This is a genomic window from Actinoplanes regularis, assembly GCF_900188005.1.
GTDB classification, from domain to species: domain Bacteria; phylum Actinomycetota; class Actinomycetes; order Mycobacteriales; family Micromonosporaceae; genus Actinoplanes; species Actinoplanes regularis.
Genome location: NZ_FZNR01000015.1, coordinates 61,770 through 86,845, shown reverse-complemented (window position 1 = coordinate 86,845; position 25,076 = coordinate 61,770). Strand labels below are relative to the sequence as shown.

22 protein-coding genes and 1 pseudogene are annotated in these 25,076 nt (G+C 71.6%); 17 read left to right on the top strand and 6 right to left on the bottom strand.

Features of this window, described 5'->3' with window-relative positions; genetic code table 11:
- Window positions 1-88 precede the first annotated feature (88 nt).
- From infC to pheT, 6 genes are all read left to right on the top strand, one after another.
- On the top strand, window positions 89-697 hold the full coding sequence (gene infC / locus CHC09_RS31105) for a translation initiation factor IF-3 (protein WP_089296813.1): 609 nt from the start codon (window positions 89-91) through the stop codon (window positions 695-697).
- Between the two features lie 58 nt (window positions 698-755).
- The gene (gene rpmI, locus CHC09_RS31100; protein WP_089296812.1) at window positions 756-950 is read left to right on the top strand and encodes a 50S ribosomal protein L35; all 195 of its coding nucleotides are present in this window, start codon (window positions 756-758) and stop codon (window positions 948-950) included.
- A gap of 38 nt (window positions 951-988) precedes the next feature.
- The gene (gene rplT, locus CHC09_RS31095; RefSeq protein ID WP_089296811.1) at window positions 989-1,381 is read left to right on the top strand and encodes a 50S ribosomal protein L20; all 393 of its coding nucleotides are present in this window, start codon (window positions 989-991) and stop codon (window positions 1,379-1,381) included.
- A gap of 66 nt (window positions 1,382-1,447) precedes the next feature.
- Window positions 1,448-2,221, top strand: a complete 774-nt coding sequence (locus CHC09_RS31090; protein WP_089296810.1) for a TrmH family RNA methyltransferase — start codon at window positions 1,448-1,450, stop codon at window positions 2,219-2,221.
- A gap of 171 nt (window positions 2,222-2,392) precedes the next feature.
- A complete protein-coding gene (gene pheS, locus CHC09_RS31085) occupies window positions 2,393-3,457 on the top strand; it encodes a phenylalanine--tRNA ligase subunit alpha (protein ID WP_089296809.1) in 1,065 nt (354 codons plus the stop codon).
- 4 nt (window positions 3,458-3,461) lie between these two features.
- Window positions 3,462-5,930, top strand: coding sequence for a phenylalanine--tRNA ligase subunit beta (gene pheT / locus CHC09_RS31080; RefSeq protein WP_089296808.1), 2,469 nt, complete (start codon window positions 3,462-3,464; stop codon window positions 5,928-5,930).
- A gap of 352 nt (window positions 5,931-6,282) precedes the next feature.
- Here pheT and CHC09_RS31075 read toward each other — a convergent pair whose 3' ends face one another.
- A complete protein-coding gene (locus CHC09_RS31075) occupies window positions 6,283-6,636 on the bottom strand; it encodes a hypothetical protein (RefSeq protein ID WP_089296807.1) in 354 nt (117 codons plus the stop codon).
- 89 nt (window positions 6,637-6,725) lie between these two features.
- On the opposite strand from CHC09_RS31075, the pseudogene CHC09_RS31070 reads away from it, so the two are divergent.
- Window positions 6,726-7,469 (top strand): annotated as a pseudogene (locus tag CHC09_RS31070) (hypothetical protein); the annotation flags it as partial.
- Here the strand turns inward: CHC09_RS31070 and CHC09_RS31065 are convergent.
- From CHC09_RS31065 to CHC09_RS31055, 3 genes are all read right to left on the bottom strand, one after another.
- Complete coding sequence (locus tag CHC09_RS31065) at window positions 7,454-8,197, bottom strand: GNAT family N-acetyltransferase (RefSeq protein WP_089296805.1); 744 nt, start codon at window positions 8,195-8,197, stop codon at window positions 7,454-7,456. The pseudogene CHC09_RS31070 and the gene CHC09_RS31065 sit on opposite strands and share 16 nt — an antisense overlap.
- A gap of 136 nt (window positions 8,198-8,333) precedes the next feature.
- The gene (locus CHC09_RS31060; RefSeq protein WP_089296804.1) at window positions 8,334-9,704 is read right to left on the bottom strand and encodes a M20/M25/M40 family metallo-hydrolase; all 1,371 of its coding nucleotides are present in this window, start codon (window positions 9,702-9,704) and stop codon (window positions 8,334-8,336) included.
- Between the two features lie 48 nt (window positions 9,705-9,752).
- A complete protein-coding gene (locus CHC09_RS31055) occupies window positions 9,753-10,310 on the bottom strand; it encodes a TetR/AcrR family transcriptional regulator (RefSeq protein WP_089296803.1) in 558 nt (185 codons plus the stop codon).
- On the opposite strand from CHC09_RS31055, the gene CHC09_RS31050 reads away from it, so the two are divergent.
- Window positions 10,207-11,814: an FAD-dependent monooxygenase gene (locus tag CHC09_RS31050; RefSeq protein WP_342352363.1), complete on the top strand. Its 1,608-nt coding sequence runs from the start codon at window positions 10,207-10,209 to the stop codon at window positions 11,812-11,814. The two genes, CHC09_RS31055 and CHC09_RS31050, sit on opposite strands and share 104 nt — an antisense overlap.
- 121 nt (window positions 11,815-11,935) lie before the next feature.
- Here CHC09_RS31050 and CHC09_RS31045 read toward each other — a convergent pair whose 3' ends face one another.
- Complete coding sequence (locus tag CHC09_RS31045; protein WP_089296939.1) at window positions 11,936-12,631, bottom strand: SanA/YdcF family protein; 696 nt, start codon at window positions 12,629-12,631, stop codon at window positions 11,936-11,938.
- Between the two features lie 200 nt (window positions 12,632-12,831).
- On the bottom strand, window positions 12,832-15,078 hold the full coding sequence (locus tag CHC09_RS31040; RefSeq protein ID WP_089296801.1) for an exo-beta-d-1,3/1,6-glucosidase: 2,247 nt from the start codon (window positions 15,076-15,078) through the stop codon (window positions 12,832-12,834).
- Between the two features lie 282 nt (window positions 15,079-15,360).
- Here CHC09_RS31040 and egtA point away from each other — a divergent pair, with 282 nt between their 5' ends.
- The 9 genes from egtA to argF all read left to right on the top strand — a co-directional run bounded on the left by egtA (window position 15,361) and on the right by argF (window position 25,054).
- The gene (egtA, locus tag CHC09_RS31035; RefSeq protein WP_089296800.1) at window positions 15,361-16,566 is read left to right on the top strand and encodes an ergothioneine biosynthesis glutamate--cysteine ligase EgtA; all 1,206 of its coding nucleotides are present in this window, start codon (window positions 15,361-15,363) and stop codon (window positions 16,564-16,566) included.
- 64 nt (window positions 16,567-16,630) lie between these two features.
- The gene (egtB, locus tag CHC09_RS31030; protein ID WP_089296799.1) at window positions 16,631-17,920 is read left to right on the top strand and encodes an ergothioneine biosynthesis protein EgtB; all 1,290 of its coding nucleotides are present in this window, start codon (window positions 16,631-16,633) and stop codon (window positions 17,918-17,920) included.
- Entirely contained in the window at window positions 17,920-18,663 is a 744-nt protein-coding gene (gene egtC / locus CHC09_RS31025; RefSeq protein WP_089296798.1) for an ergothioneine biosynthesis protein EgtC, read from the top strand. Before egtB ends, egtC begins: the two co-directional genes overlap by 1 nt.
- Window positions 18,664-18,693: 30 nt before the next feature.
- Entirely contained in the window at window positions 18,694-19,665 is a 972-nt protein-coding gene (egtD, locus tag CHC09_RS31020; RefSeq protein ID WP_089296797.1) for an L-histidine N(alpha)-methyltransferase, read from the top strand.
- Between the two features lie 219 nt (window positions 19,666-19,884).
- Window positions 19,885-20,886 (top strand): N-acetyl-gamma-glutamyl-phosphate reductase, encoded by a 1,002-nt coding sequence (argC, locus tag CHC09_RS31015; protein ID WP_089296796.1) that lies wholly within the window; start codon window positions 19,885-19,887, stop codon window positions 20,884-20,886.
- Entirely contained in the window at window positions 20,883-22,052 is a 1,170-nt protein-coding gene (gene argJ, locus CHC09_RS31010) for a bifunctional glutamate N-acetyltransferase/amino-acid acetyltransferase ArgJ (RefSeq protein ID WP_089296795.1), read from the top strand. Before argC ends, argJ begins: the two co-directional genes overlap by 4 nt.
- Complete coding sequence (gene argB / locus CHC09_RS31005) at window positions 22,049-22,915, top strand: acetylglutamate kinase (protein WP_089296794.1); 867 nt, start codon at window positions 22,049-22,051, stop codon at window positions 22,913-22,915. Before argJ ends, argB begins: the two co-directional genes overlap by 4 nt.
- A gap of 55 nt (window positions 22,916-22,970) precedes the next feature.
- A complete protein-coding gene (locus CHC09_RS31000; protein WP_089296793.1) occupies window positions 22,971-24,125 on the top strand; it encodes an acetylornithine transaminase in 1,155 nt (384 codons plus the stop codon).
- Window positions 24,122-25,054: an ornithine carbamoyltransferase gene (gene argF / locus CHC09_RS30995; protein WP_089296792.1), complete on the top strand. Its 933-nt coding sequence runs from the start codon at window positions 24,122-24,124 to the stop codon at window positions 25,052-25,054. The genes CHC09_RS31000 and argF overlap by 4 nt, the downstream gene beginning before the upstream one ends.
- The last annotated feature ends 22 nt before the right edge of the window (window positions 25,055-25,076 follow it).

Below are 25,076 nucleotides of genomic sequence, written 5' to 3'. Positions count from 1 at the left end.
GCCCTCGGGTGGAAGCGGTGACTCGGGGCCGACCGACATTGGCAGAGTAGGTACGTTCTGAGGAGGCCCCATCAGCGTCGAACCACGCGTGAACGAACAGATCCGGGCTCGTGAGGTCCGCCTGGTCGGTCCGGAGGGTGAGCAGGTCGGCATCGTGCCGGTCGAGCGTGCCCTTCAGCTGGCCGCGGATGTAGACCTGGACCTGGTCGAGGTTGCTCCGATGGCGCGGCCGCCGGTGTGCAAACTCATGGACTTCGGCAAGTTCAAGTACGAGAGCGCACTCAAGGCCCGCGAAGCGCGGCGCAACCAGCAGCAGACCGTCATCAAGGAAATGAAGCTCCGGCCGAAGATCGACCCGCACGACTACGAGACCAAAAAGGGTCACGTGGTGCGGTTCCTCAAGGCGGGCGACAAGGTCAAGGTGACGATCATGTTCCGCGGCCGCGAGCAGAGCCGCCCCGAGCTGGGCTTCCGGCTTCTGCGCCGGCTCAGCGAGGAGATCTCCGAGCTGGGCTTCGTGGAGGCCAGCCCGAAGCAGGACGGTCGGAACATGATCATGGTGCTGGCGCCGCACCGGGCCACGAAGGCCGCTGCGGTCGCCGCCACGGCGGCCGGAGGCAAGCCCGCCCGTGAGCCGCGTGAGGGCGACGGTACTGAGGTCCCGCCGGCCGACCCCGCCGACACCACCGCAGAGTAGACAGCTTTTCCGCACGTCCCCCCGGTACGAGCGGAAAGATCAGAAAGAGGCGTTCTAAGTGCCGAAGATGAAGAGCCACACCGGCATGGGTAAGCGGGTGAAGGTCACCGGCAAGGGCAAGATCGTGCGTGAGCTGACCGGCAAGCGCCACCTGCTCGAGCACAAGTCCTCCCACGTGACCCGCCGGATGACCGGCACTGTGGTCGTGGCCAAGGCCGACACCGCCCGTGTGAAGAAGCTTCTGGGCCGCTGACGCGCGCCTGACACGTTCCCCTGTAAGGAGTACTTGAAATGGCACGCGTCAAGCGGGCGGTAAACGCCCAGAAGAAGCGCCGCACCCTGCTCGAGACCGCGAGTGGTTACCGCGGTCAGCGCTCCCGCCTGTACCGCAAGGCCAAGGAGCAGGTGCTGCACTCGATGCAGTACTCGTACCGCGACCGTCGTGACCGCAAGGGTGACTTCCGTCAGCTCTGGATCACCCGCATCAACGCGGCGTCCCGGGCCAACGGCATGACCTACAACCGCCTCATCCAGGGCCTGAAGCTGGCCGAGGTCGAGGTCGACCGCAAGATCCTGGCCGACCTCGCGGTCAACGACGCTGCCGCGTTCGCGGCGATCGTCGAGATCGCTCGCGCGGCCGTCGCGGCCGAGGGCATCGGCGGCGCCGCCGCTCAGGCTGCCTGAGTTCACGCATCGCCAGGCGCCCCCCGAGAAATCGGGGGGCGTTTCCTTTTGAGAAGCCCGGAGCAGATGTTCACACCGCGTACCCCGAGAATCGTCGCGGCCCGGCGCCTGCAGCGCCGTAGGGACCGCGATCACGTCGGCCGGTTCCTCGCCGAGGGGCCGCAGGCCGTTCGCGAGGCCCTCGCCGCCGGCGTCGTGCTGGAGCTGTTCGGCACCCCGGCCGGGCTGAACCGGTACGCCGAGCTGACCGCGCAGGCGCCGGAGGTCTCCCCGGTCACCGATGAGGCGCTGGCCGCGCTCACCGAGACGGTGCACCCGCAGGGCCTGGTCGCGGTCTGCGAGCAGGTGGACGTGCCGATCGCCGCCGCGCTGGCCAAACGGCCCGGGCTGGTCGCGGTGCTGGCCGAGATCCGGGACCCCGGCAACGCCGGGACCGTGCTGCGTACGGCCGACGCCGCCGGGGCCGGCGCGGTGATCTTCGCTGGTGACGCGGTCGATCCGTACAACGGCAAGTGTGTCCGGGCGTCGGCCGGCTCGCTCTTCCACCTCGACGTGGTCCGGGCCCCGCTGGACGTGCTCGACCTGCTGCAGGACTCCGGCCTGCAGGTGCTGGCCACCAGCGGCACCGGCTCGGACGATGTGGACTCGCTGCTGGACGGCGGCCTGCTGAGCGCGCCGACCGCCTGGCTGTTCGGCTCCGAGGCGCACGGCCTGTCGCCCGCGATCCTGGCCGCGGCGGACCGGCGGGTGCGCGTGCCGATCTACGGCGGCGCGGAGAGCCTCAATCTGGCCGCGGCGGCCGCCGTCTGCCTGTATGCGAGTGCTCGCGCGCAGCGCTGAGGGTATGCTGGCCCGCATGTCAGGTCCGAGGTCTCTGTTTATCCGGCCCGCTGGTCGCGGGCGCCGGATCTGACCCTCCTGCGCGAACTTCGCTGACCGGCGGGCTGCGGCTCAGCCGTGCCTCCGTACACTGCCCGATGGCACATCCGGTGTGAGGGAGTTCGCCCGACCATGTCCTACCGCAACGATCCGTACGACCCGAAGCAGGCCGCCCTGCTCGACCCTTCGTCGCTCGAAGAGTTGATCAAGCTGGCCGAGGTGGCCTTCGCCGAAGAGGCGAACACCCTCGACGAGCTCCGGGCCTTGAAACCCGTGCACCTCGGCGACCGCGCGCCGGTGTCGCTGGCCCGCCGTGAGATCGGCTCGCTGCCGCCGCACGCGAAGTCGGAGGCGGGCAAGCGCGTCAACGCCGCCCGCCAGACGGTCCAGGCGGCCTACGACGCCCGCGAGGCCGAGCTCGAGGCCGAGCTCGCGGCGCGGATCCTGGTCGACGAGCGGGTCGACGTCACCCTGCCGTGGACCCGGCGCCCGCGCGGCGCGCGCCACCCGTTGACCACGCTGATGGAGCACATGGGCGACGTCTTCGTCGGCATGGGCTACGACATTGTCGACGGTCCCCAGCTGGAGCTGGAGTGGGCCAACTTCGACGCGCTCAACATCGGCCCGGACAACCCGGTCCGCGGCGCCTCCGACACGTTCTTCGTGGACCTGCCGGGCCTGGTGATGCGGACCCACACGTCTCCCGGCCAGGTGCGCACCATGCTCACCCGGACGCCGCCGATCCGGGTCGTCAGCCCCGGCCGGGCGTACCGGACCGATGAGCTGGACGCCACCCACAGCCCCGTCTTCCACCAGATCGAGGGCCTGGTCATCGATGAGGGCATCACCATGGCCCACCTGCGCGGCACGCTGGACCACTTCGCCAAGGCGATGTTCGGCCCGGACGCGCGGACCCGCTGGCGGCCGCACTACTTCCCGTTCACCGAGCCGTCCGCCGAGTTCGACGTCTGGTTCGCCCAGCACCGCGACGGCCCGCGCTGGGTCGAGTGGGGCGGCTGCGGCATGGTCAACCCGAAGGTCCTGGTTGCCTGCGGCATCGACCCCGCCAAGTACTCCGGGTTCGCGTTCGGCATGGGTGTCGAGCGGACCCTGATGTTCCGCAACGGCGTGAGCGACATGCACGACATGGTCGAGGGCGACGTGCGGTTCACCACGAACTTCGGAATGGAGTCCTGACGCGATGAAGACGTCACTGTCGTGGCTGCGCGAGTACGTCGAGCTGCCCGCGGACCTCACCGCGGCGCGGCTCGACGAGGCGCTGACCAACCTCGGCATGGAGGTCGAATCGATCGTCGACCAGGCCGCCACCGTCCTGGGGGACCTGGTCGTCGGCCGGGTGCTGACGATCGAGGAGCTGACCGGGTTCAAGAAGCCGATCCGGTTCTGCACCGTCGACGTCGGCCGGGAGGCGCCGCAGGAGATCGTCTGCGGCGCGAGTAACTTCGCCGAGGGCGACCTCGTGGTGGTCATCCTGCCCGGCGGTGAGCTGCCCGGCGGATTCAAGATCGGCGCGCGGAAGACGTACGGGCGCAACTCGCACGGGATGATCTGCTCGGCGGCCGAGCTGGGGCTCTCCGGCGACCACTCGGGCATCATCGTGCTGCCCGCCGGCTCGCAGACGCCCGGTGTGGACGCGCGTCCCGTGGTCGGGCTGAACGACGTGCTGGTCGACGTCGAGATCACCCCCGACCGCGGGTACGAGATGAGCGTCCGCGGTATCGCCCGCGAGCTCGCCACGCACTTCGGGGTCGCCTACACCGATCCGGCGGCGATCACCTTCCCGGTGGGCACCGCAGACGCCCCGTGGCCGATCACGGTCGAGGACACCGTCGGATGCGACCGGTTCTCCGTCCGCGTCGTGCGCGGCGTCGACCCGGACGCGCAGTCGCCGGAGTGGATGCAGCGCCGCCTGATCCAGGCCGGTATCCGGGCCATCTCGCTGCCGGTCGACATCACCAACTACCTGATGCTCGAGTTCGGTCAGCCGATGCACGTCTTCGACCTGCAGCGGCTGCGCGGCGGCCTGCTCGTGCGCCGGGCCCACCCGGGCGAGAAGCTGACCACCCTGGACGGTGTCGCGCGGGTGCTCGACGCCGAGGACATGGTGATCTGCGACGAGACCGGTCCGATCTCGCTCGCCGCCGTGATGGGTGGCGAGACCAGCGAGTGGCAGCCGGGCACGGTCGACGTGCTCCTCGAGGCCGCGCACTGGGACCCGGTGATGGTCGGGCGCACCGCCCGCCGGCACAAGCTGTTCAGCGAGGCCGCGAAGCGCTGGGAGCGCGGCGTCGACCCGCAACTGACGCTCGCGTCGCTGGAGAAGGCGGTCGCGATCCTGGTCGAGCACGCCGGTGGCACCGTCGACGAGCGGATCCTCGACATCGATCACGTGGCCCCGCCCGCCGTGATCCACCTGCCGGCCGACCTGCCGTCCCGGATCATCGGCCTGCCGTACGGCCCGGACCGGATCGCCGAGCTGCTGACCGCGGTCGGCTGCACGGTCTCCGGGAGCGACGTCGTCCCGCCGAGCTGGCGTCCCGACCTGCTCGCCCCGATCGACCTGGTCGAGGAGGTGGCGCGGCTCGGCGGCTACAACGACATCCCGAGCGTGCTGCCGCCGGCCGGCGCCAGTGGCGGCCTCACCCCCGCGCAGCGGCGCCGGCGCTCGGTGGGCCGGGCGCTGGCCGAGAACGGGTACGTCGAGGTGCTGTCCTACCCGTTCGTCACGCCCGCCACCGCGGACCAGCTCGGGCTGCCCACCGGCGACCCGCGACGCAGCGCGGTGCGGCTGGCCAACCCGCTCTCCGAGGAGGAGCCGCTGCTGCGGACGAGCCTGCTCGGCCCGCTGCTCGGCACGCTCAAGCGCAACCTGGGCCGCGGCCAGCGGGACGTCGCGCTCTTCGAGGCCGGCACGGTGTTCCTGCCGCGCCTGGCCGCCGCCGCCCCGCCGGTGCTGGGTGTCGACCGCCGGCCGGACGCCGAGGAGTGGGCGCAGGCCAACGCGATCGTGCCGGACCAGCCGTGGCACCTCGCCGCGGTACTGGCCGGCGACGCCGAGCCGTCCGGCTGGTGGGGCGCGGGCCGCACCGCGAGCTGGGCCGACGCCGTCGAGGCGGCCAGGATCGCGGTCAGCGCCGCGGGCATCCCGGCCGACCGCGTCACGGTCCGCGCCGCCGAGCAGGCGCCCTGGCACCCGGGTCGCTGCGCCGCGATCGTGGTCGACGGCAACGTCGTCGGCCACGCCGGCGAACTGCACCCGGCCGTGGTCAACACCCTCGAGCTGCCCAAGCGCACCAGCGTGATGGAGCTCGACCTGGACGCCCTGCCGGACGCCCCGGTGATCGACGCCCCGCGGATCTCCACGTTCCCGCCGGCGCTGATCGACGTGGCCCTCATCCTGGACCACACGGTCCCGGCCGAAGAGGTCCGCGCCGCGCTCGTCGAGGGCGCGGGGGAGCTGCTGGAGTCGGTCGCGCTCTTCGACGTCTACGAGTCGTCGCAGCTCGGCGAGGGGAAGCGGTCGCTGGCCTACAAGCTGACCTTCCGCGCCCCGGACCGCACGCTCACCTCCGAGGAGACGATCGCGGCCCGCGACGCCGCGGTCGCCGTCACCGCTACGCGTTTCGGCGCCACCCTCCGGGGCGCCTGACCGCTGGTTTCGGCGCCGCCCGTTGACGGCGCCTGACCGCTGCACCACCGGCTGGGCCCGCGACTTCTTGTCGCGGGCCCATCCGCGTTCCAGCCGGCCTCGATGGTGGCATCGACCGCTGCCATCACCAGGACCAGCCCGGCCGAGACCCCACGTTCAACCCCATTCCCGGGTACGGCCTACGCCTCCCGTCCGTGGGCCTTTCGGCCCAAGCCCCGCCCCCACCCACCGCGAGACCCGCACCGCACCAGGCAGCCTCGCGCCGTCACCCGGCCCGGCGGCTGGGCGCCATCGTCGTGCTGCGCCTGACGACCACCATGGAAGCCGGCCCGGAGGGCAGGGCTCGTGGAGGTCAGGGAGCCCCGGGCGGGCGAGCGCCGGCTCGCAGCAGTCGGCGGGCGTGCGGGCGCTCCTCCGGGGCGATCCGGGCGCAACCCGATTCGATCAGCTGCCACGGCCCGGCGCGGAGCGCCGCGTCGATCCTGCCGCGCACCTCGTCGACCCGGTCCGGCGCGGTGGCGAACAGGATCCGCAGGCGCAACCGCGAACCGTCCGGCTCGGCCGCGGTGTGGTGCGCCGCGAGCGGACACGGCGGCTCGTGCTCCCAGGATCCGCAGAGCGCAACGGTGATCGCCCCGCCCGGCGCCCGCGGATCGGCGCCCGGCTCGAGCACGAGGGTGGCGTGGTGCACGTAAACCTGCCGCATGACCGCAAACCTAACCCGGACGCCGCACCGATGATCGCCGCGTGCTGACCGGACACCACACTCCGACATGACGTGCCGACCGGGCGTTCTGGCAGCGGATTCTCAAATTGCGCCAGGGGTCCGGCGGTGACCGGGCAACCGGCTGGGTCACCCGGTTCTATCCCTACCTGGGCGAGCGGGACCAGCCCAACCCCTTGCTCGACCGGCCGATCGACGACATGACCGAGCCTGGGATCGTGTCCGACGACGCGACGGCCACCCTGTCCCGGGTCAAGGTGCTCTACGAGGACCTGCGCATCGGCACCCAGACCCTGCTGGCCCTCAACGCCGGGTTGATCGCGGTCGTCCAGGACACCGACGGCTCGCTGCGCCCGATCGCGGGCTGCCATCTCACCCGGAGTGGCCCTGAACTGTCCGACGTCCTGGACCGTGTCGAGCGGGAGGGCCGGATGGGCGAGCCGGCGGAGTACCCGCCGTATGTCGACACCCCCGTGCTCACCGCGCTGTACGGACGTTTCGAATCAGGCGCCCTGTTCGACGGCGCCTGGCGTCTGCGACCGTTCGACACCTCCAACGACCTCGGCGGCCATTGGTGGATCGCGCCGGTTTTCGACCTGAGTGACGGTCGCTCGCTCTGCGTGGTCGGCGAGTTCGCGAGCGACCGCAACTACTGGACGATCGCTCACTGGGCCGACCGGAAGCTGGTGGACGACCCCGCCGGCCTCCGGGTCTTCGGGCAGTCCCTGGCGGAGCTGCTCGAAGTGGCCCTGGACACCGGCGGGGACGTCACTCACCTGGACAGTGGCGCGCTCTCCGACTACTTGGAGATGTAGAGGCGCTGCCCGGAGGGCCGGAACCCGACCCGCTCGTAGACCCGCCACGAGTCGTCACCGGAGGCCTCCAGCCAGGCGACCTCCGCCCCGCCGGCGAACAGTTCGGCGGTGATCGCGGCGGTGATCGCCCCGGCCAGGCCCTGCCGGCGGAACCGTTCCCGGACGGCGATCCCGGCGACCTCGCTGAGCCCCTCGTTCGGGGCGACCGCGGTGCCGCCACCGGCGAACTCGCCGTCGGCCGTCCGGGCCGCGATCATCACGCCGCCCGCCGACCGGTTGCGTCGGTACCGCTCGACGTCGGCCGGCGTCGAGCGGAAACCCCCGCCGAACGCGTCGTTCTGCGCCGCGATCATGCCGGCGAATTCCTCGTCGGACTTCGGGGCGAAGACCTCGAAGCCTTCGGGTACGGACGGAACGGCGAGGGTGTCCGGCGTGCAGATCAGGTACTCGTTGCGGGACTCGACGGTGAAATCCGCGTCCAGCAGCAGCTTCTCCAGCGTGGGAGCGCAGCTGATGACGTACTCCAAGCGAGGTTTGCGGCCGTCGAAAGCCGCGACCAGATCGCGGACGTCGGTCGCGGTGATCTCGGCGCCGGGAACCGGCGTCGCGTAGTTGATGTGGGGACTGTCGGTGCTCAGATCCAGCCCGAGCACGAACGGCCCGGTCTCGACCGGGTTCGGCCGGTTACGCAGATTGGCGACGACAGAGCGCTGAATGCGCAGATCCATGGTGGGAAGACCCTTCCGAGGGCTCAGAGAAAAAGGGAAGCAAGAAGCCGTTGGTGGACACCGGGGCAATCATTGGCTTCACTCTTTCGAGCACTCGGGGATCACGCACCAGGAGCGTGGTCGTGGAGCGAACCTATCAGGCCGAGGGGCGTGGCGCAGCAGCCGGACTGCGGTGTCCGGAAGTGTCCACCGCTCGTACGCCGAATTGCACGTTGTCTTTGGAGATGTCCACGGTCGCCGTGTCGACCTTGCCCACCGCGACCACGTCGGTCCAGTCCGCGGCGGTCGTCTCCCGCCAGAGCACCTCGTAGCCGGCCAGGTCGGGCTCGCTGCCCAGAGTCCAGCGCAGGGTCGTCCGGTTGGTCAGCTGGGTGGTGTCGATGACCACGCCCTTCGGCGTGCCGGGCGCGTTGGCGAGCGACCAGAGGGTGGCCGCGTTCACCCGGGCGACCCGCGCGATGTAGCCGAAGTCGCAGAACTCGACCAGGTCGCCGTACTGCACACCGTCGACGACCTTGACGTCCTGGTGCTCGTGGGCGAAATTCTCCCGCGGCTCGGTGAACCGGGCCGCCGGATAGCCGCGCAGCAGGAACGAGACGTGGTCGCTGCCGCGCAGGTAGCGGTCGCGACGCCAGACGACCCGGACGTCCATCCCGGTCTGCGGGTTCGCCGCGACCTCGCCCACGAAGCGGCCGAGCTGGCGCGACGGCCCGTCGTTCTCCCCGCCGACACTGCGCCGGGTGCTCGCCTCGGCCACGGTCTCGGCGGTCGGCACGCCCTCGACGAAGAGCCGGACGGTGTGCGGCGCGGGCCGGCTGCCGTCGTGCGCGTCGCCCGTCCCGACGATGTCGTTGCTGAACATGCCCTGGATGTCGGCGCCCGCGTCCCGGTAGGCCTGGGCCAGGTGGTCGGAGCCGTAGAGGCCCTGCTCCTCGCCGGCCACCGCGGCTAAGACCAGGGTCGCCTCGGGTGCCCGCCGGGCCAGCACCCGGGCCAGTTCCAGGACGACCGCGACCCCGGAGGCGTCGTCGTCGGCGCCCGGCGCGTCGCTGGTGAAGTCGAGCACGTCGGTGGCGCGGGAGTCGTAGTGGCCGGTGACCACGTAGATCCGTTCCGGGGTGACGCTGCCGCGCAGGGTGGCGATCACGTTGGTGATGGTCGTCGGCGTGGGTACGCGCGGGGAGACCGGCTGCACGAAGGACTGGAGCTCGACGGTCATCCGGCCGCCGGAGGCCGCGGCGTGGCCGGTCAGCTGCCGGTGGATCCAGTCACGGGCGGCGCCGATGCCGCGTACCGGATCGTCCTGTGCGGACAGCGTGTGCCGGGTGCCGAAGGCGGCCAGCCGCCGGACGGTGGCCTCGATCCGCCGTGGATCGATCTCCCGCAGGATCTCCTTGAGCTCGGAGCCGGGCGGGCGCCGGCGCGGGCCGGCCGCCTGCGCGGCCCGCGCCGGCGCGACCAGGGGTGCCGCGACCGCGGCGGTGAGCAGGGCGCGCCGTCTCGTCATGCCCGTCACTCTCGTCCACTCTGGACAAGATGTCCACGTTCGTCAATGTCAGATGCTGCCATGCAGGTAGCGCTGCACGGTCGGCCCGAGCCAGGCGACCGCCGCGTCCCGGTCGAGATCGGCCACCGGGGGCAGCTTCAGCACGAACCGGCAGAGCGCGAAACCGAGGATCTGGGTGGCGACCAGCCCGGCCCGGGTCGCGGCCGTCGCCGGATCGGGCGCCACCCGGGCGGCGATCGGCCCGAGTTGGGCGGCGAAGATCTCCCGCATCCGCTCGGCGGCGGCCTCGTAGGTGACTCCGGCCCGGAGGAGCGCGAGCAGCTTGTCGTCGCCGGCCCAGCGGTCCAGGAAGTGCTCGACCAGGGCGGCGCCGTGCCGATCGGGCGGCACCCCGTCGAGGTCGGGCAGGCGCAGGTCGAACTCGGCGGCCGCCGCGAACAGCTTCTCCTTGTTGCCGTAGTAGCGCATGACCAGGGACGGGTCGATGTTCGCGTCGGCGGCGATGGCCCGGATGGTGGCCCGCTCGAAGCCGTCGGCGGCGAACCGCTCGCGCGCCGCGGTGAGGATCGCGGCTCGGGTGCTGTCGGAGCGGCGTGGTGCTGTCATGCCACAAATCTATGTCAACGCACGTTGGCCAACAAGTGTTGACGAGGGCGCTGAATCCTGCCTATCGTTGTCAACAAGCGTTGGCCAACAAGCGTTGAGGGAGGTAGTCATGCACACCACCGTGGCGATCGTCGGAGCCGGCCCGACCGGCCTGCTCCTGGCCGGAGACCTGGCCCGGGCCGGGGTCGAGGTGACCGTCTTCGAGCGCCGGTCCGACACGTCGAATCTGACCCGTGCCTTCGGCGTCCACGCCCGGTCCCTGGAGGTTCTCGACGCCCGCGGTCTCGCCGACGACCTGATCGCGACCGGCGCCAAGATCGAGGGGCTGCGGTTCTTCGACCGGATCCGGTTCGACCTGTCCGGTCTGCCGTCCCGGTTCCCGTATGTGTTGATCACGCCGCAGTACAACGTCGAGCACCTTCTGGAGGAGCGAGCCGTCAAGGCCGGCGCGCAGATCGTCCGCGGTGCCTCCGTGACCGGTCTGGATCAGGACTCCGACCGGGTCACGCTGACCTTCGCGGACGGCGCGACGGTCACCGCGGACTGGGTGGTCGGCGCCGACGGCGTGCACAGCGCGGTCCGCGCGGCGATCGGGCAGCCGTTCCCCGGGCGCTCGGTGCTCACCTCGATCATGCTGGCCGACGTCCGGCTGGCCACTCCGCCGCCGGACGCGCTCACGGTCAATGCGGTCGGTGGCGCGTTCGCGTTCGTCGTCCCGTTCGGCGACGGGTGGTATCGGATCTTCGCTTGGGACCGCCGTAAGCAGGTCTCCGACGAGGTCCCGGTCACCCTCGAGCAGATCCGCGAGGCCACCCGCCAGGCGCTGGGCACCGACTTCGGTGTCACCGAGAGTCGCTGGATGTCCCGTTTCCACAGCGACGAGCGCCAGGTCCCGAACTACCGCGTCGGCCGGGTGCTGCTGGCCGGTGACGCCGCGCACGTCCACTCACCGGCCGGCGGCCAGGGCATGAACACCGGCCTCCAGGACGCCGCCAACCTCTCGTGGAAACTCGCGGCCATTGTCCAGGGCTGGGCACCGGCCGGTCTGCTCGACTCCTACCAGGCCGAACGCCATCCGGTCGGCAGGCTGGTGCTCCGTAGCAGCGGCACCCTGATCCGCCTTGCGCTGCTCCGCACCGCCGCGACCCGCGCGATCCGCAACACCGTCGGCTCCGTGCTGATGTCGCTGCCGCCGGTGCGGCGCAAGGCCGCCGGCATCCTCTCCGGCGTCGGCATCGACTACGCGGGCGCTCCGCGCGCCGCGGACGTCACGCTGCGCGACGGAAGCCGGCTCTACGAGGCGCTCCGCTCCGGGAAGCACGTGCTCCTGACCGATGAGGATCAGACCCCTCGGGGGTACGACCTACGCCTGCACGTGGCTACGCCACAGGCGAAGTCCCGCCTCGCCACCCTCGTCCGCCCCGACGGCTACATCGCTTGGCAGGGCCCCGCCGCCGAAGTGGAGTCCGCTCTCCGCACCCACCTCGGCCCCGCCGAGCGGTAACAGGCGGCCCGGACCAGCCACCGGCGATCCGGACCCTCCACGCCGACCTCGTGCGGGGGTCTCGGGTCAGCTGTTGGCGGTCCGGGGTCGTCATGGTGCTTTCGTGGGGGAGAGCCTCCGGTCAGCCGTTGGCGACCGCGGTCTCCACGCCGATCTCGTGCGGGCCGAGGAAGATCGGGTCCCGGCGGATGCCCAGATCCCAGGCGGCCTTGACCGCGGCTGCCCACTCCCGGGTCTGGCCGCGCGCCCACAGCGGCTTGTAGAGGCGAGCCGTGTCGTCGCCGACCCCGGTGGCCTCGATGCCGAGCGCCCGGCACAGCGCCACCGCCCGCGGCACGTGGAACGACTGGCTGACCACGATCGCCTGACGAACCCCGAAGATCTGGTTGGCCCGGGCGCAGGAGTCGTACGTGTCGAAGCCGGCGTGGTCCATCACGATCCGGTCGGCCGGCACACCACGGGCGACCAGCCAGACCTGCATCGCGCCCGGCTCGTCGTAATTCCACTCGGCGTGGTCACCGGAGACCAGGATCGCCTTGACCTTGCCGGCCTCGTAAAGCTGCCGGGCGATCTCCAGCCGCGCGGCGAGGAACGCGGACGGCACGCCGGGCGCGTCGACCTGCGCGCCGAGCACCAGCGCCACCGGCGCGCTCGGCACGTCCGCCAGTGAGTACACGTGGCCGGCCGACTCCTGGCGTACCCACAGGTTGCTGGCCGCCACGGTGAGCACGGCGAGCGCGGTACTCAAACCACCCAGGAGGATCAGGCGGCGCAACGACCGGGACCTGCGGAAACGAGCGAACGATAGCTTTGGCACGCCGCCCACTCTGGCAGGCTTCGACAACGAGCACCTACCCCGATCGTGCCATCCGTCCCGGAGACCGGCCGCTGTTAATGCTGGTCACGCCCCCAGCGCAGCCGGGCCTCGCCGGCTGGGGGTCATGGTGGTGGCGATACCACCACCCGGCCCAGCCGGGGGTCGGTGGCTGGTGCGGGTGGCGGTATCGCCGGCTCGGTCTAGCTGATCCGGAACTTGGCGGACTGCAGGGCGGACAGGCGCGAGTTCGGCCCGACGAGCAGTTCGAAGTCTCCCGGCTCGACGACCCGCCGGCCGTCCGCGTCGACCAGCGTGCACTCCGCCGCCGGGATCTCGATCTCCACGGTCAGGCTCTCGCCCGGCGGCACGGTCACCTGCCGGTACGCCTTGAGCTCACGATGTGCCCAGGTCACGCTGGTGACCAGGTCGCTGACGTACGCCTGAACGGTCTCCACCGCCGGCCGCGTCCCGGTGTTGGACAGCCGCACGGTCGCCCGCACGACCCCGTCGGCCGGCACGTCCGGCTCGCCGATGGCCAGTCCGTCGTACACCACCGTGGTGTAGCTCAGTCCCTCGCCGAAGGCGAACAGCGGGTCCTGGGTGAGGTCCGCGTACCGCGTGCCGTGCTGGCCACGCAGCTGGTTGTAGTAGACCGGCTGCTGCCCGACGTGACGGGCGGCCGAGATCGGCAGCCGCCCGCTCGGCTCGATGAACCCGAGCAGCAGCTCGGCGAGCGCCTGCCCGCCGCGCATGCCGGGGTTGAACGCCTGGATGATCGCCGCCGCGCCGAGCGCCGACGGCGGCAGGACGAGGGGCTTCGAGTTGATCAGTACGACGATCATCGGGGTGCCGGTCGCGGCGACCGCGTCGAGCAGCGCGATCTGCCCGCCGAGCAGGTCCAGGGTGGCCGTCGAGCAGCCCTCCCCGGTCAGGTTGACGGTGTCGCCGACCACCACGACCGCGTAGTCGGAATCGGCGGCCAGGGCGGCGGCCGCGGCGATGCGCGCCGGGTCGACCGGTGCGGACTCGGAGACCGGCGGGCGGGGCTGCCCGTCCGGGAACGTCTCGCCCTCCGGGTCCGGGACCAGGCGTTCGATCTCGGCGCCCCGCTCGTGGACGACCTCCCAGCCCGCCGGGACGGTCGCCCGGATCCCGTCCAGCACGGTCGAGGTCAGCTCGCGCGGGTGCCCGTCCATCAGCCAGCCGACCTGGCCGGAGTCGCCGGCCCAGTCGCCGAGCTGGGCGGAGACGTCGTCGGCGTTCGGGCCGAGCACGGCGATCCGGCGGGGGCCGCCGGCCGGGTCGATCGGCAGGGTGCCGTCGTTGCGCAGCAGCACCAGCGAGCGGCGGGCAACTTCGAGGTTGAGCTCGCTGTGCGCGCTGCAGCCGATCACCTCGCGCTGCCGGGCGGCGTCCGGGGTGCGCGGGTTCTCGAACAGGCCCAGTTCGAATTTGAGGCGCAGGATCCGGCGTACGGCGGAATCGATGTCGGCCTCCGCGAGCAGGCCCCGCTCGATCGCCTGCTGGGCGCCCTCGAAGAATCCGGGGGTCGTCATGACCAGGTCGTTCCCGGCCTTGACCGCCAGCGCCGCGGCCTCCGCGTAGTCGGCGCAGACCTTCTGTTCCCAGACCATCCGCCCGACGTTGTCCCAGTCGGTGACCAGCGTGCCGGTGAAGCCCCACTCGCCCTTGAGCACGTCGTTGAGCAGCCACTTGTTCGCGGTGATCGGCACGCCGTCCATCGACTGGTAGCCGAGCATGAAGACCTGGCAGCCCTCCCGGGCGGCCCGCTCGAACGGCGGCAGGAACCACGAGCGCAGCTTGCGCCGGCTGATGTCGGCCTCGCTGGCGTCCCGGCCGCCCTGGGTCTCGGAGTAACCGGCGAAGTGTTTGGCGGTGGCCAGGATGCCGGTCGGGTCGGTCAGGCCGGCGCCCTGGTATCCGCGGATCATCGCCGCGCCGAGGTCACCGATCAGCAGGGGGTCCTCGCCGAAGGTCTCGTCGACCCGGCCCCAGCGCAGGTCCCGGGCGATGCACAGCACCGGGGAGAAGGTCTGGTGGATGCCGGTCGCCGACACCTCGACCGCGGTCGCCCGGGCGACCCGTTCCAGCAGCTCCGGGTCCCAGGACGCGGCCATCGCCAGCTGGGTCGGGAAGATCGTCGCGCCCGGCCAGAACGAGTGGCCGTGGATGCAGTCCTCCGCGGTGAGCAGCGGAATTTTCAGTCGGGTGCGGGCCAGCAGCTCGCTCGCCTCGATCAGCTTGGCGGGCGAGGTGTGCAGGATGGATCCGGCCAGTTTGTCCTGAATGATCTCGGCCAGGTCCTGCCGGGCGTCCAATTGCAGCATCTGCCCCACCTTCTCGGGCAGGGTCATGCGGCTGAGCAGGTCGTCGACGCGCTGCTCGACGGCGAGAGCGGGATCCAGGTAGGGGAATTCTGCGGGCATGCGGGCCCCCGGTCGTCATGACCGCGAAGCACGGTCTGCCAAACATGAACGTCTCGGAGTCTTCCAGTCCGGAACCGGTTCCGGCACCCCGGCCCGGTTCCGGAACTTTTAGATCCTCGCCGATGGTGGCCGGACGGTGCGGAAACATCTGGAAAGCGGGTGAACCGGGACGGCGGAACCTCGTCGATGCGGGTAAGGTCCGATAGGATCGCACATATCGGAGTCTTTCGATTACTCTGAGTAATCGTCTCGGTGTCGCTGTCCGAGACGGTGAGGGGGAGCATGAGGTCGGTCGATCGGGTGCTGCAAGACAGCTCGGAGGCGATCGAACACATCGAGGGCATCTGTTTCAAGACCGGACCGCCCCGGTGGATCGGCGCCGAACTGGAATGGACCACACATCGCGCCGGCGACCCGGCCGCCCACCTGCGGCCCGAGGAGCTGCGCGCCGCACTCGGCGGGCACGCGCCCGCCAGCCTCGGCAATCCGGAGCCGGAGCCACTGCCCAGCGGTGGCGCGGTCACCGTCGAACCGGGCGGCCAGGTCGAGATCTCCTCGGCCCCGGCGGAGTCCCTGCCCGCCCTGCACGCCGCCGTCACCGCCGATCACGCCCTGCTCGCCGAGTTGCTCGGCCGGAGCGGGATCGTGCTGGGAGAACGCGGTATCGACCCGCATCGCGAACCGCGCCGCATCCTCGACACCCAGCGGTACGCCGCGATGGAGCGCGCCTTCGACCGGGCCGGCCACACCATGATGAGCAGCACGGCCGGCCTGCAGATCTGCCTGGACGCCGGGGAGGCCGGTTCGGCCCCCGCGCGCTGGGCGGCACTGCACGAGATCGGGCCGCCGCTGCTGGCCCTCTTCGCGAACTCCCGCGAGCACGCCGGCCGGGACACCGGCTGGGCGTCCGCCCGGATGGCCGCCTGGTACGGCATCGACCCGCGTCGCAGCGGACCGGCGCTGAACGGCGGCGACCCGGCCGGCGACTGGGCCCGGTACGCCCTGGCCGCTCCGCTGCTCTGCGTGCGCCGCGACGGTGACTGCTGGGACGCGCCACCCGGCGTCACCTTCGCCGACTGGATCACGTCCGGCGTGTTCGTGGAGCGGCCACCGACCGTGGCCGACCTCGACTATCACCTGAACACCCTGTTCCCGCCGGTACGGCCGCGCGGCTACCTGGAGGTCCGCTACCTCGACACCCAGCCCGGTGAGGAGTGGATCGTCCCGGTCGCCGTGATCGCCGCGCTGATGGCGGACGACTCGATCACGGCGCGGGCCCGGGAGATCGCCGCCCCGGCCGCCGATCGCTGGTGGGTGGCCGCGCGGGACGGGCTCGGCGATCCGGTCGTCCGCACGGCGGCGGCCGGGCTGGCCGAGCTGGCCTGCCGGCACTGCGACGCGGTCGGGCTGCCGCCCTCCGTACGGGAAACGGTTTTCGACGTGGTCACCCGGCGCCTTCAGGCGTTCCTCAAGACCAGCCCCCTGTGAAGGCCGGCCCGTTTCCGGGTAGGCCGGCTTTCCCTGTGAAGGCCAGCGTGGAAGGAACCGCACGATGACCCCTGACAAGAATCTGATCGCGGCGGAGCTGGAGCGGACCCGGGCGCGCACCGCCCTGCTCACCGAGGCGGTCGACGACGACGAGCTGATCCGGCAGCACTCCCCGCTGATGTCCCCGCTGGTCTGGGACCTCGCGCACGTCGGCAACCAGGAGGAGCTCTGGCTGGTCCGCGACGTCGGCGGCCGGGACCCGGTCCGGCAGGACATCGACCACCTCTACGACGCGTTCAAGCACGCCCGCGGCGACCGCCCCGCCCTGCCGCTGCTCGACCCGGCCGAGTCGCGGAAATATCTGACGCAGGTCCGGGAGAAGGCCCTGGACGTGCTGGACCGGGTGCGGATCGACGAGCGGCCGCTGGTCGCGGGCGGCTTCGCGTTCGGGATGATCGTGCAGCACGAGCAGCAGCACGACGAGACCATGCTCGCCACCCACCAGTTGCGGGCCGGCGGCCCGGTGCTGTCCGCGCCGGAGCCGCCGCCGGGCAACGCCCGGGTGCGCGGTGAGGTGCTGGTCCCGGGCGGCCCGTTCACGATGGGCACCGACACCGACCCGTGGGCGCTGGACAACGAGCGGCCGGCGCACGCCGTCGACCTGCCGGCCTTCCTGATCGACGCGGTGCCGGTGACCAACGCCGCCTACGCGAGCTTCATCGACGCCGGCGGCTATGACGATCCGCGCTGGTGGAGCTCGCGCGGCTGGGCGTACCGGCACGAGGCCGGGCTGACCGCGCCGCTGCACTGGATCCGGGACGGCGGTGACTGGCTCTACCGGCGGTTCGGCCGGGTCTCGCCGGTGCGGGGCGACGAGCCGGTGGTGCACGTCTGCTTCTTCGAGGCCGAGGCGTACGCGAAGTGGGCCGGCAAGCGCCTGCCGACCGAGGCCGAGTGGGAGAAGGCGGCCCGCTGGGATCCGGAGACCGGCCGTTCCCGGCGCTACCCGTGGGGTGACGACCCGCCCGGCCCGGAGCACGCCAACCTGGGCCAGCGGCATCTCGCCCCGGCGCCGGTCGGTGCCTATCCGGCGGGTGCGTCGCCACTCGGCGTGCACCAGCTGATCGGCGACGTCTGGGAGTGGACGTCGACCGTCTTCCACGGCTACCCCGGCTTCAAGGTGTTCCCGTACGCGGAGTACTCCGAGGTGTTCTTCGGCGGGGACTACCGGGTGTTGCGCGGCGGCTCGTTCGGCACCGACGCGGCCGCCTGCCGGGGCACGTTCCGCAACTGGGACCACCCGATCCGGCGGCAGATCTTCAGCGGCTTCCGATGCGTGCGGGAGCTGGCCTGATGTGCCGCCACCTGGCCTATCTCGGCCCGCCCGTGCCGCTGGCGGCATTGCTGCTGGACCCGCCGCACGCGCTGGCCCACCAGGCCTGGGCGCCGGCTGACATGCGCGGCGGCGGCACCATCAACGCGGACGGTTTCGGCGTGGGGTGGTTTCCGCCCGGCGCCGACCGGCCCGTCCGGTACCGCAGCGCGATGCCGATCTGGACGGATGCCGCGCTGCCCGCGCTCGCCGCGGCCACCCACTCCGGGGCGGTGCTCGCCGCTGTCCGGTCGGCCACGATCGGGATGCCGGTGGTGGAGACCGCGGCCGCGCCGTTCGCCGACGGCCGCTGGCTGTTCAGCCACAACGGCGTGGTGCGGGGCTTCCCCGGCGCCCTCGCCGGGCTCGCCGCCGATCTGCCGATCGAGGACCTCCTGACACTGGACGCGCCGACCGACTCGGCGGCGCTCTTCGCGCTCGTCCGGCATCAGTTGCGCGCCGGGAAACCCCCGGACGAGGCGATGGCCGCGCTGGTCCGGGAGATCCGGCGGACCGCGCCCGGCTCGCGGCTGAATCTGCTGCTCACCGACGGCTCGCGGATCGTCGCCAGCGCGGCCGGCCATGCACTCTCGGTCCGGGCCGGTGACGGGGCGGTGCTGGTCGCCTCCGAGCCGCTGGACGCCGATCCCGCCTGGCGGCCGATCCCGGACGGGAATCTGCTGGTCGCCACGCCGGTTCACCTAGCAATTACCTCTCTTTCCTGAAATTTCCCGCTATTCGTACCTGGGAGAAGCATGTCTGTGCTGGAGAAGCATCTCGACGAGCAGGACCTGGCCCGATCCCTGCGCGACGACGTGCGTGTGGGTCTCACCGCCACCCCGAAAAGCCTGCCACCCAAGTGGTTCTACGACGCCCGCGGCAGCGAGCTCTTCGAGGAGATCACCCGCCTGCCGGAGTACTACCCGACCCGCACCGAGCGTTCGATCCTGCGGGAGCACGCCGGCGCGATCGCCCGGATCACCGAGGCGAAGACCCTGGTCGAACTCGGCTCCGGCTCGTCGGAGAAGACCCGCCTGCTGCTCGACGCGATGCTCTCCCGGGGCACGCTCGGGTCGTTCGTACCGCTCGACGTGTCCGAATCCGCCCTCTCCTCGGCGGTCGACGCCCTCGGCCTCGCCTACCCCGGCCTGAGCGTCACCGGCGTGGTCGGTGACTTCATCCGCCACCTGCGCCGACTCCCCGACGGCGACGGCCGCGTGGTGGCCTTCCTCGGCGGCACGATCGGCAACCTCGTCCCCGCCGAGCGCTCCGCGTTCCTCGGCGACCTGCGCTCCGTCCTGCACCAGGGGGAGTGGCTGCTGCTCGGCGCCGACCTGGTCAAGGACCCGGGCACGCTGATCCCGGCGTACGACGACGCGGCCGGCGTGACCGCCGAGTTCAACCGCAACGTGCTCCGGGTCATCAACCGCGAACTGCGGGCCGATTTCGATCCCCTCGCCTTCGAGCACGTCGCGCTCTGGGACGCGGAGCGGGAGTGGATCGAGATGCGGTTGCGCTCGCTGCGGGACCAGCGGGTGCACGTCGCGGAGCTGGATCTGGACGTCGCCTTCGCCGAGGGCGAGGAGCTGCGGACGGAGACCTCCGCCAAATTCCACCGGGTCGGCCTCGCGGAGGAGCTCGCCGCGTCGGGCTTCGCCCTCCGCCACTGGTGGTCCGACCCGCAGGACTGGTTCGGCGTCGCCCTCGCCCAGGCGATCACGACCTGAGACCCCGCTCCCGTACGACCTGAGCCCGCCCGGTCAGGCCCGATGCCCGCGGACATCGGGCCTGACCGGGCGGGCCGCTCCGTCTCCGGCCGGGTGATGCCCAGGATCGGCAAGTCGCGCACGCGGCGTTCCCGTTCGGACGACGATCGAGTCGCGGTTGCCGCGCGGAATGTGAGTTGATACGGTTCTCTGCATAGTCATGCGGAGATGGGGTGTCTCATGGGAGTCCGGGTCGCGGTTGCCGGGGCGAGTGGTTACGCCGGTGGTGAGTTGCTGCGCCTGCTGGCCGGTCACCCCGAGTTCGAGCTGATCGCGGCGACCGCGCACAGCCAGGCCGGGCAGCACGTGACGTCGGCGCATCCGCAGCTGACCGGGCTGGACCTGACGTTCAGCAGCACCGACGCGGCCGCGCTGAACGGTGCTGACCTGGTCTTTCTCGCCCTGCCGCACGGGCAGTCGGCGGCCGTGGCGGCCCAGCTGCCCCAGACCGTCAAGGTGGTCGACCTGGGCGCGGACTTCCGACTGGAGAGCGCCGAGCAGTGGACCCGCTACTACGGCGGCGGCCACGCCGGCACCTGGACCTACGGCCTGCCCGAGCTGCCCGGCGCGCGCGCCGCGATCGCGGCCTCCAGCCGGGTGGCGAACACGGGTTGTTATGCGGCCACGATCATCCTGGCCCTGGCCCCGCTGATCGCCGCCGGTGTCGCCGACCCGCAGGACGTCGTGGTGGTGGCCGCCTCCGGCACCTCCGGCGCCGGCCGCAACGCCAAGGTGCACCTGCTGGGCAGCGAGATCATGGGTGACCTCTCGCCGTACAAGGTGGGTGCCCACCAGCACGTCGCCGAGATCAAGCAGGCCACCGGCGCCGCGTCGCTGTCGATGACCCCGATCCTGGCGCCGATGCCGCGCGGCATCCTGGCGACGGTCACCGCGAAGCGGCTCAACGGCGGCGACCCGCGCGAGGCGCTCCAGGCGGCGTATGCGGACGAGCCGTTCATCCACGTCCTGCCCGAGGGCGTCTGGCCGCACACGGCCGCCACCTCCGGTTCCAACTCGTGTCACCTGCAGGCCACGGTCGATGTCGACTCCGGCCGCATCATCGTCGTCAGCGCGCTCGACAACCTCGGCAAGGGCGCCGCCGGCCAGGCGGCGCAGAACGCCAACATCATGTTCGGCCTGCCGGAAACCGCGGGCCTCAGCGTCTTCGGAGTTGCCCCGTGACCGTCACCCATCCCAAGGGATTCCGTGCCTCCGGCGTCGCCGCCGGGCTCAAGCCCAGCGGCAACCCCGATGTCGCCCTCGTCGTCAACGACGGTCCCGACTACACCGCGGCCGCCGTCTTCACCGCCAACCGGGTCAAGGCCGCGCCGGTGCTCTGGAGCCAGCAGGTGGTCAAGGGCGGCGTGATCCGCGCCGTCGTGCTCAACTCCGGCGGCGCCAACGCCTGCACCGGTTCGCAGGGCTTCCGTGACACGCACGCCACCGCCGAGCACACCGCCTCGACGCTGCGCACGACCAAGAAGATGATGATCGGCCCCGGCGACGTCGCGGTCTGCTCGACCGGCCTGATCGGCGAGCTGCTCCCGATGGACAAGCTGCTGCCGGGCGTGAACGCCGCGGTCAAGGCGCTCGCCGCGGACGGTGGCGAGCAGGCCGCCCAGGCGATCATGACCACCGACACGGTCGCCAAGAACTCGGTGGCGTCACGTGACGGCTGGTCGGTCGGCGGCATCGCCAAGGGCGCCGGCATGCTCGCCCCGGCCCTGGCCACCATGCTCGTGGTGATCACCACGGACGCGTCGGCCGACAACGAGACGCTGGACGCGGCGCTGCGCGCGGCCACCCGGGTCACCTTCGACCGGATCGACGCCGACGGCTGCATGTCCACCAACGACACCGTGCTGCTGCTGGCCAGCGGCGCCTCCGACCGGCAGCCGTCGCTCGAGGAGCTGACCGCCGCGGTCACCGAGGTCTGCCACGACCTCGCCCAGCAGCTGATCACCGACGCCGAGGGCGCCACCAAACACATCGCGATCGAGGTGGCCGGCGCGGCCACCGAGGCCGACGCGGTGCAGGTCGGCCGGAGCGTCGCGGGCAACAACCTGGTCAAGACGGCGTTCTTCGGCAACGACCCGAACTGGGGCCGGATCCTGGCCGCCGTCGGCACCACGACCGCCGCCTTCGAGGCGGACCGGATCGACGTGGCGATCAACGGGGTCTGGGTCTGCCGCAACGGCGCCGCAGCCGAGGACCGGTCGAAGGTCGACCTCTCCGGGCGGGACGTGCGGGTCACGATCAACCTGCACGAGGGGGAGCTGAACGCGACGATCTGGACCACGGATCTCTCCCACGCGTACGTCCACGAGAACTCGGCGTACTCGTCATGAAAGCCCAGGAGAAGGCCGCGATCCTGATCGAGGCGCTGCCCTGGCTGGAGCGCTTCCGCGGCGCCACGATCGTGATCAAGTACGGCGGAAACGCCATGATCGACGCCGAGCTGCAGCGCGCGTTCGCCGCCGACATGGTGTTCCTGCGCCACGTCGGCATCAAGCCGGTCGTCGTGCACGGCGGCGGCCCGCAGATCAACCGGATGCTCAAGCGCCTCGGCATCGAGTCCGAGTTCCGCGGCGGCCTGCGGGTGACCACCCCGGAGACCATGGAGGTCGTCCGGATGGTGCTCACCGGCCAGGTCGGCCGTGAGCTGGTCGGCCTGATCAACCAGCACGGCCCGTTCGCCGTGGGCCTCTCCGGTGAGGACGCCGGCCTGTTTACCGCGGTCCGCCGCGGCGCGACGATCGACGGCGAGGAGGTCGACATCGGTCAGGTCGGCGACGTCGAGCGGGTGGACACGTCCGCGGTCGACGACCTGATCGCGGCCGGCCGGATCCCGGTGATCGCCACGGTCGCCCCCGACGCCCGGGGCGTGCTGCACAACGTCAACGCCGACACCGCCGCCTCCGCGCTCGCGGTCGCGCTCGGTGCCCGCAAGCTGGTGGTCCTCACCGACGTGCCCGGGCTCTACACCAACTGGCCGGACACCTCGTCGCTGACCAGCGAGATCGATGTGGACGCGCTGGCGAAGCTGCTGCCCGGCCTGGAGGCCGGGATGGTGCCCAAGATGGAGGCCTGCCTGCGCGCGGTGCGCGGCGGGGTCCCGTCAGCGCACGTGGTCGACGGCCGGCTCGCCCACTCGACGCTGCTCGAAGTCTTCACGGAAGAAGGAATCGGAACGATGGTGGTCCCGTCATGAGCGAGCTTGCGAGCGAATCGGCCGCTGGCATCGGGAGCGAAGCAGAGGTGACAGCGTGAGCACCCTGCCTGAGCGCTGGCAGCAGTCCATGATGAACAACTACGGCACCCCGGCGTTCGGTCTGGTCAAGGGCGCGGGCGCGGTGCTCACCGCGGAGGACGGCAAGCAGTACGTCGACTTCCTCGGCGGCATCGCGGTCAACGCCCTCGGGCACGCGCACCCGGCCGTGGTCGCCGCGGTCACCCAGCAGATCCAGCAGCTGGGGCACGTCTCCAACTTCTACGTCTCCGAGCCGTCGGTGGCCCTGGCCGAGCTGCTGCTCGCGCTGGCCGGCCGGGCCGGGCGGGTGCTGTTCTGCAACTCCGGCGCCGAGGCCAACGAGGCCGCCTTCAAGATCTCCCGGCTCACCGGCCGCACCCACGTGGTCGCCACCGAGGGCGCCTTCCACGGCCGGACCATGGGCGCGCTGGCCCTGACCGGTCAGCCCGCGAAGCAGGATCCCTTCCGGCCGCTGCCGGGCGACGTCTCCCATATCCCGTACGGGGAGATCAGCGCCCTCGAGGCGGCCGTCACCGACGCGACCGCGATGGTCATCCTCGAGCCGATCCAGGGCGAGAACGGCGTGGTCGTCCCGCCGGCCGGTTACCTGACCGCGGCCCGGGAGATCTGCACCCGCCACGGCGCGCTGCTCGTCCTCGACGAGATCCAGACCGGCGTCGGGCGGACCGGGCACTGGTTCCACCACCAGAGCGAGGGTGTCGAGCCGGACATCGTGACGCTGGCCAAGGGGCTCGGCGGCGGGCTGCCGCTGGGCGCCTGCATCGCCTTCGGCGCGGCCGCCGACCTGCTGCAGCCGGGCATGCACGGCAGCACGTTCGCCGGCAACCCGGTCGCCTGCGCGGCGGGCCTCGCGGTGGTCCGGACGATCGCCGGGGAGGGGCTGCTCGACCACGTCAAGCGGGTCGGTGAGCAGCTCCGTCGCGGGATCGAGGGGCTGAACCACCCGTACGTGAAGAAGGTCCGTGGCGCCGGGCTGCTCCTCGGCATCGTCCTCAACGAGCCGGTCTCCGCGGAGATCGCGGCGAAGCTGCGCGACGCGGGCTTCCTCGTCAACGCGACCAAGCCGGACGTCGTCCGGCTCGCCCCGCCCCTGATCATCTCCTCCGATCAGGTGGACGCCCTGATCGCTGCCCTGGACGGTATCCGGTGACCCTGCGCCACTTCCTCCGCGACGACGACCTCAGCCCGAAGGAGCAGTCCGACGTCCTCGACCTGGCCGCCGAGATGAAGGCGAACCGGTTCGGGTTCACCCCGCTGGCCGGCCCCCGCTCGGTCGCGGTCTTCTTCGACAAGGCCAGCCTGCGGACCCGGCTGTCGTTCGAGGCCGGCATCGCCGAGCTGGGCGGTCAGCCGATCATCGTGGACACCCAGAACACGCACTTCGGCCGGGGCGAGAGCCTGGCCGACGCGGGGCGGGTGGTCTCCCGGTACGTCGCGGCGATGGTCTACCGCACGCACGGAGACGAGCGCCTGGCCGAGCTGGCCTCCGGCGTCGACGTGCCGGTGATCAACGCGCTCTCCGACGGCTACCACCCCTGCCAACTGCTGGCCGACCTGCTGACCATCCGGGAGCGGTTCGGCACCACCGGGGGGAAGACCCTGGCGTACGTCGGTGACGCCGCCAACAACATGGCCCACTCCTACCTGCTGGCCGGGGCCACCGCCGGGATGAACGTGCGGGTGGCCGGCCCGTCCGGTTTCGACCCGGCCCCGGCCGTGGTCGCCCGTGCCGCCGAGATCGCCGCGTGGACCGGCGGTTCGGTCGAGGTGCTGCGCGACCCGCGTGAGGCCGCGGACGCCGCGCACGTGGTGGCGACCGACACCTGGACGTCGATGGGGCAGGAGGCGGACGGCAAGGACCGGCTCACCCCGTTCCGGCCGTACCAGATCAACAAGGAACTGCTGGCGGTCGCCGATCCGGAGGCGATCGTGCTGCACTGCCTGCCGGCGCACCGCGGCGACGAGATCACCGACGAGGTGATGGACGGCCCGCAGAGCGTCGTCTTCGACGAGGCCGAGAACCGCCTGCACGCCCAGAAGGCGCTGCTGGCCTGGCTGCTGGCGGTCAACGAGGCATGAGCGACCGGAAGGAGCTCCTCAT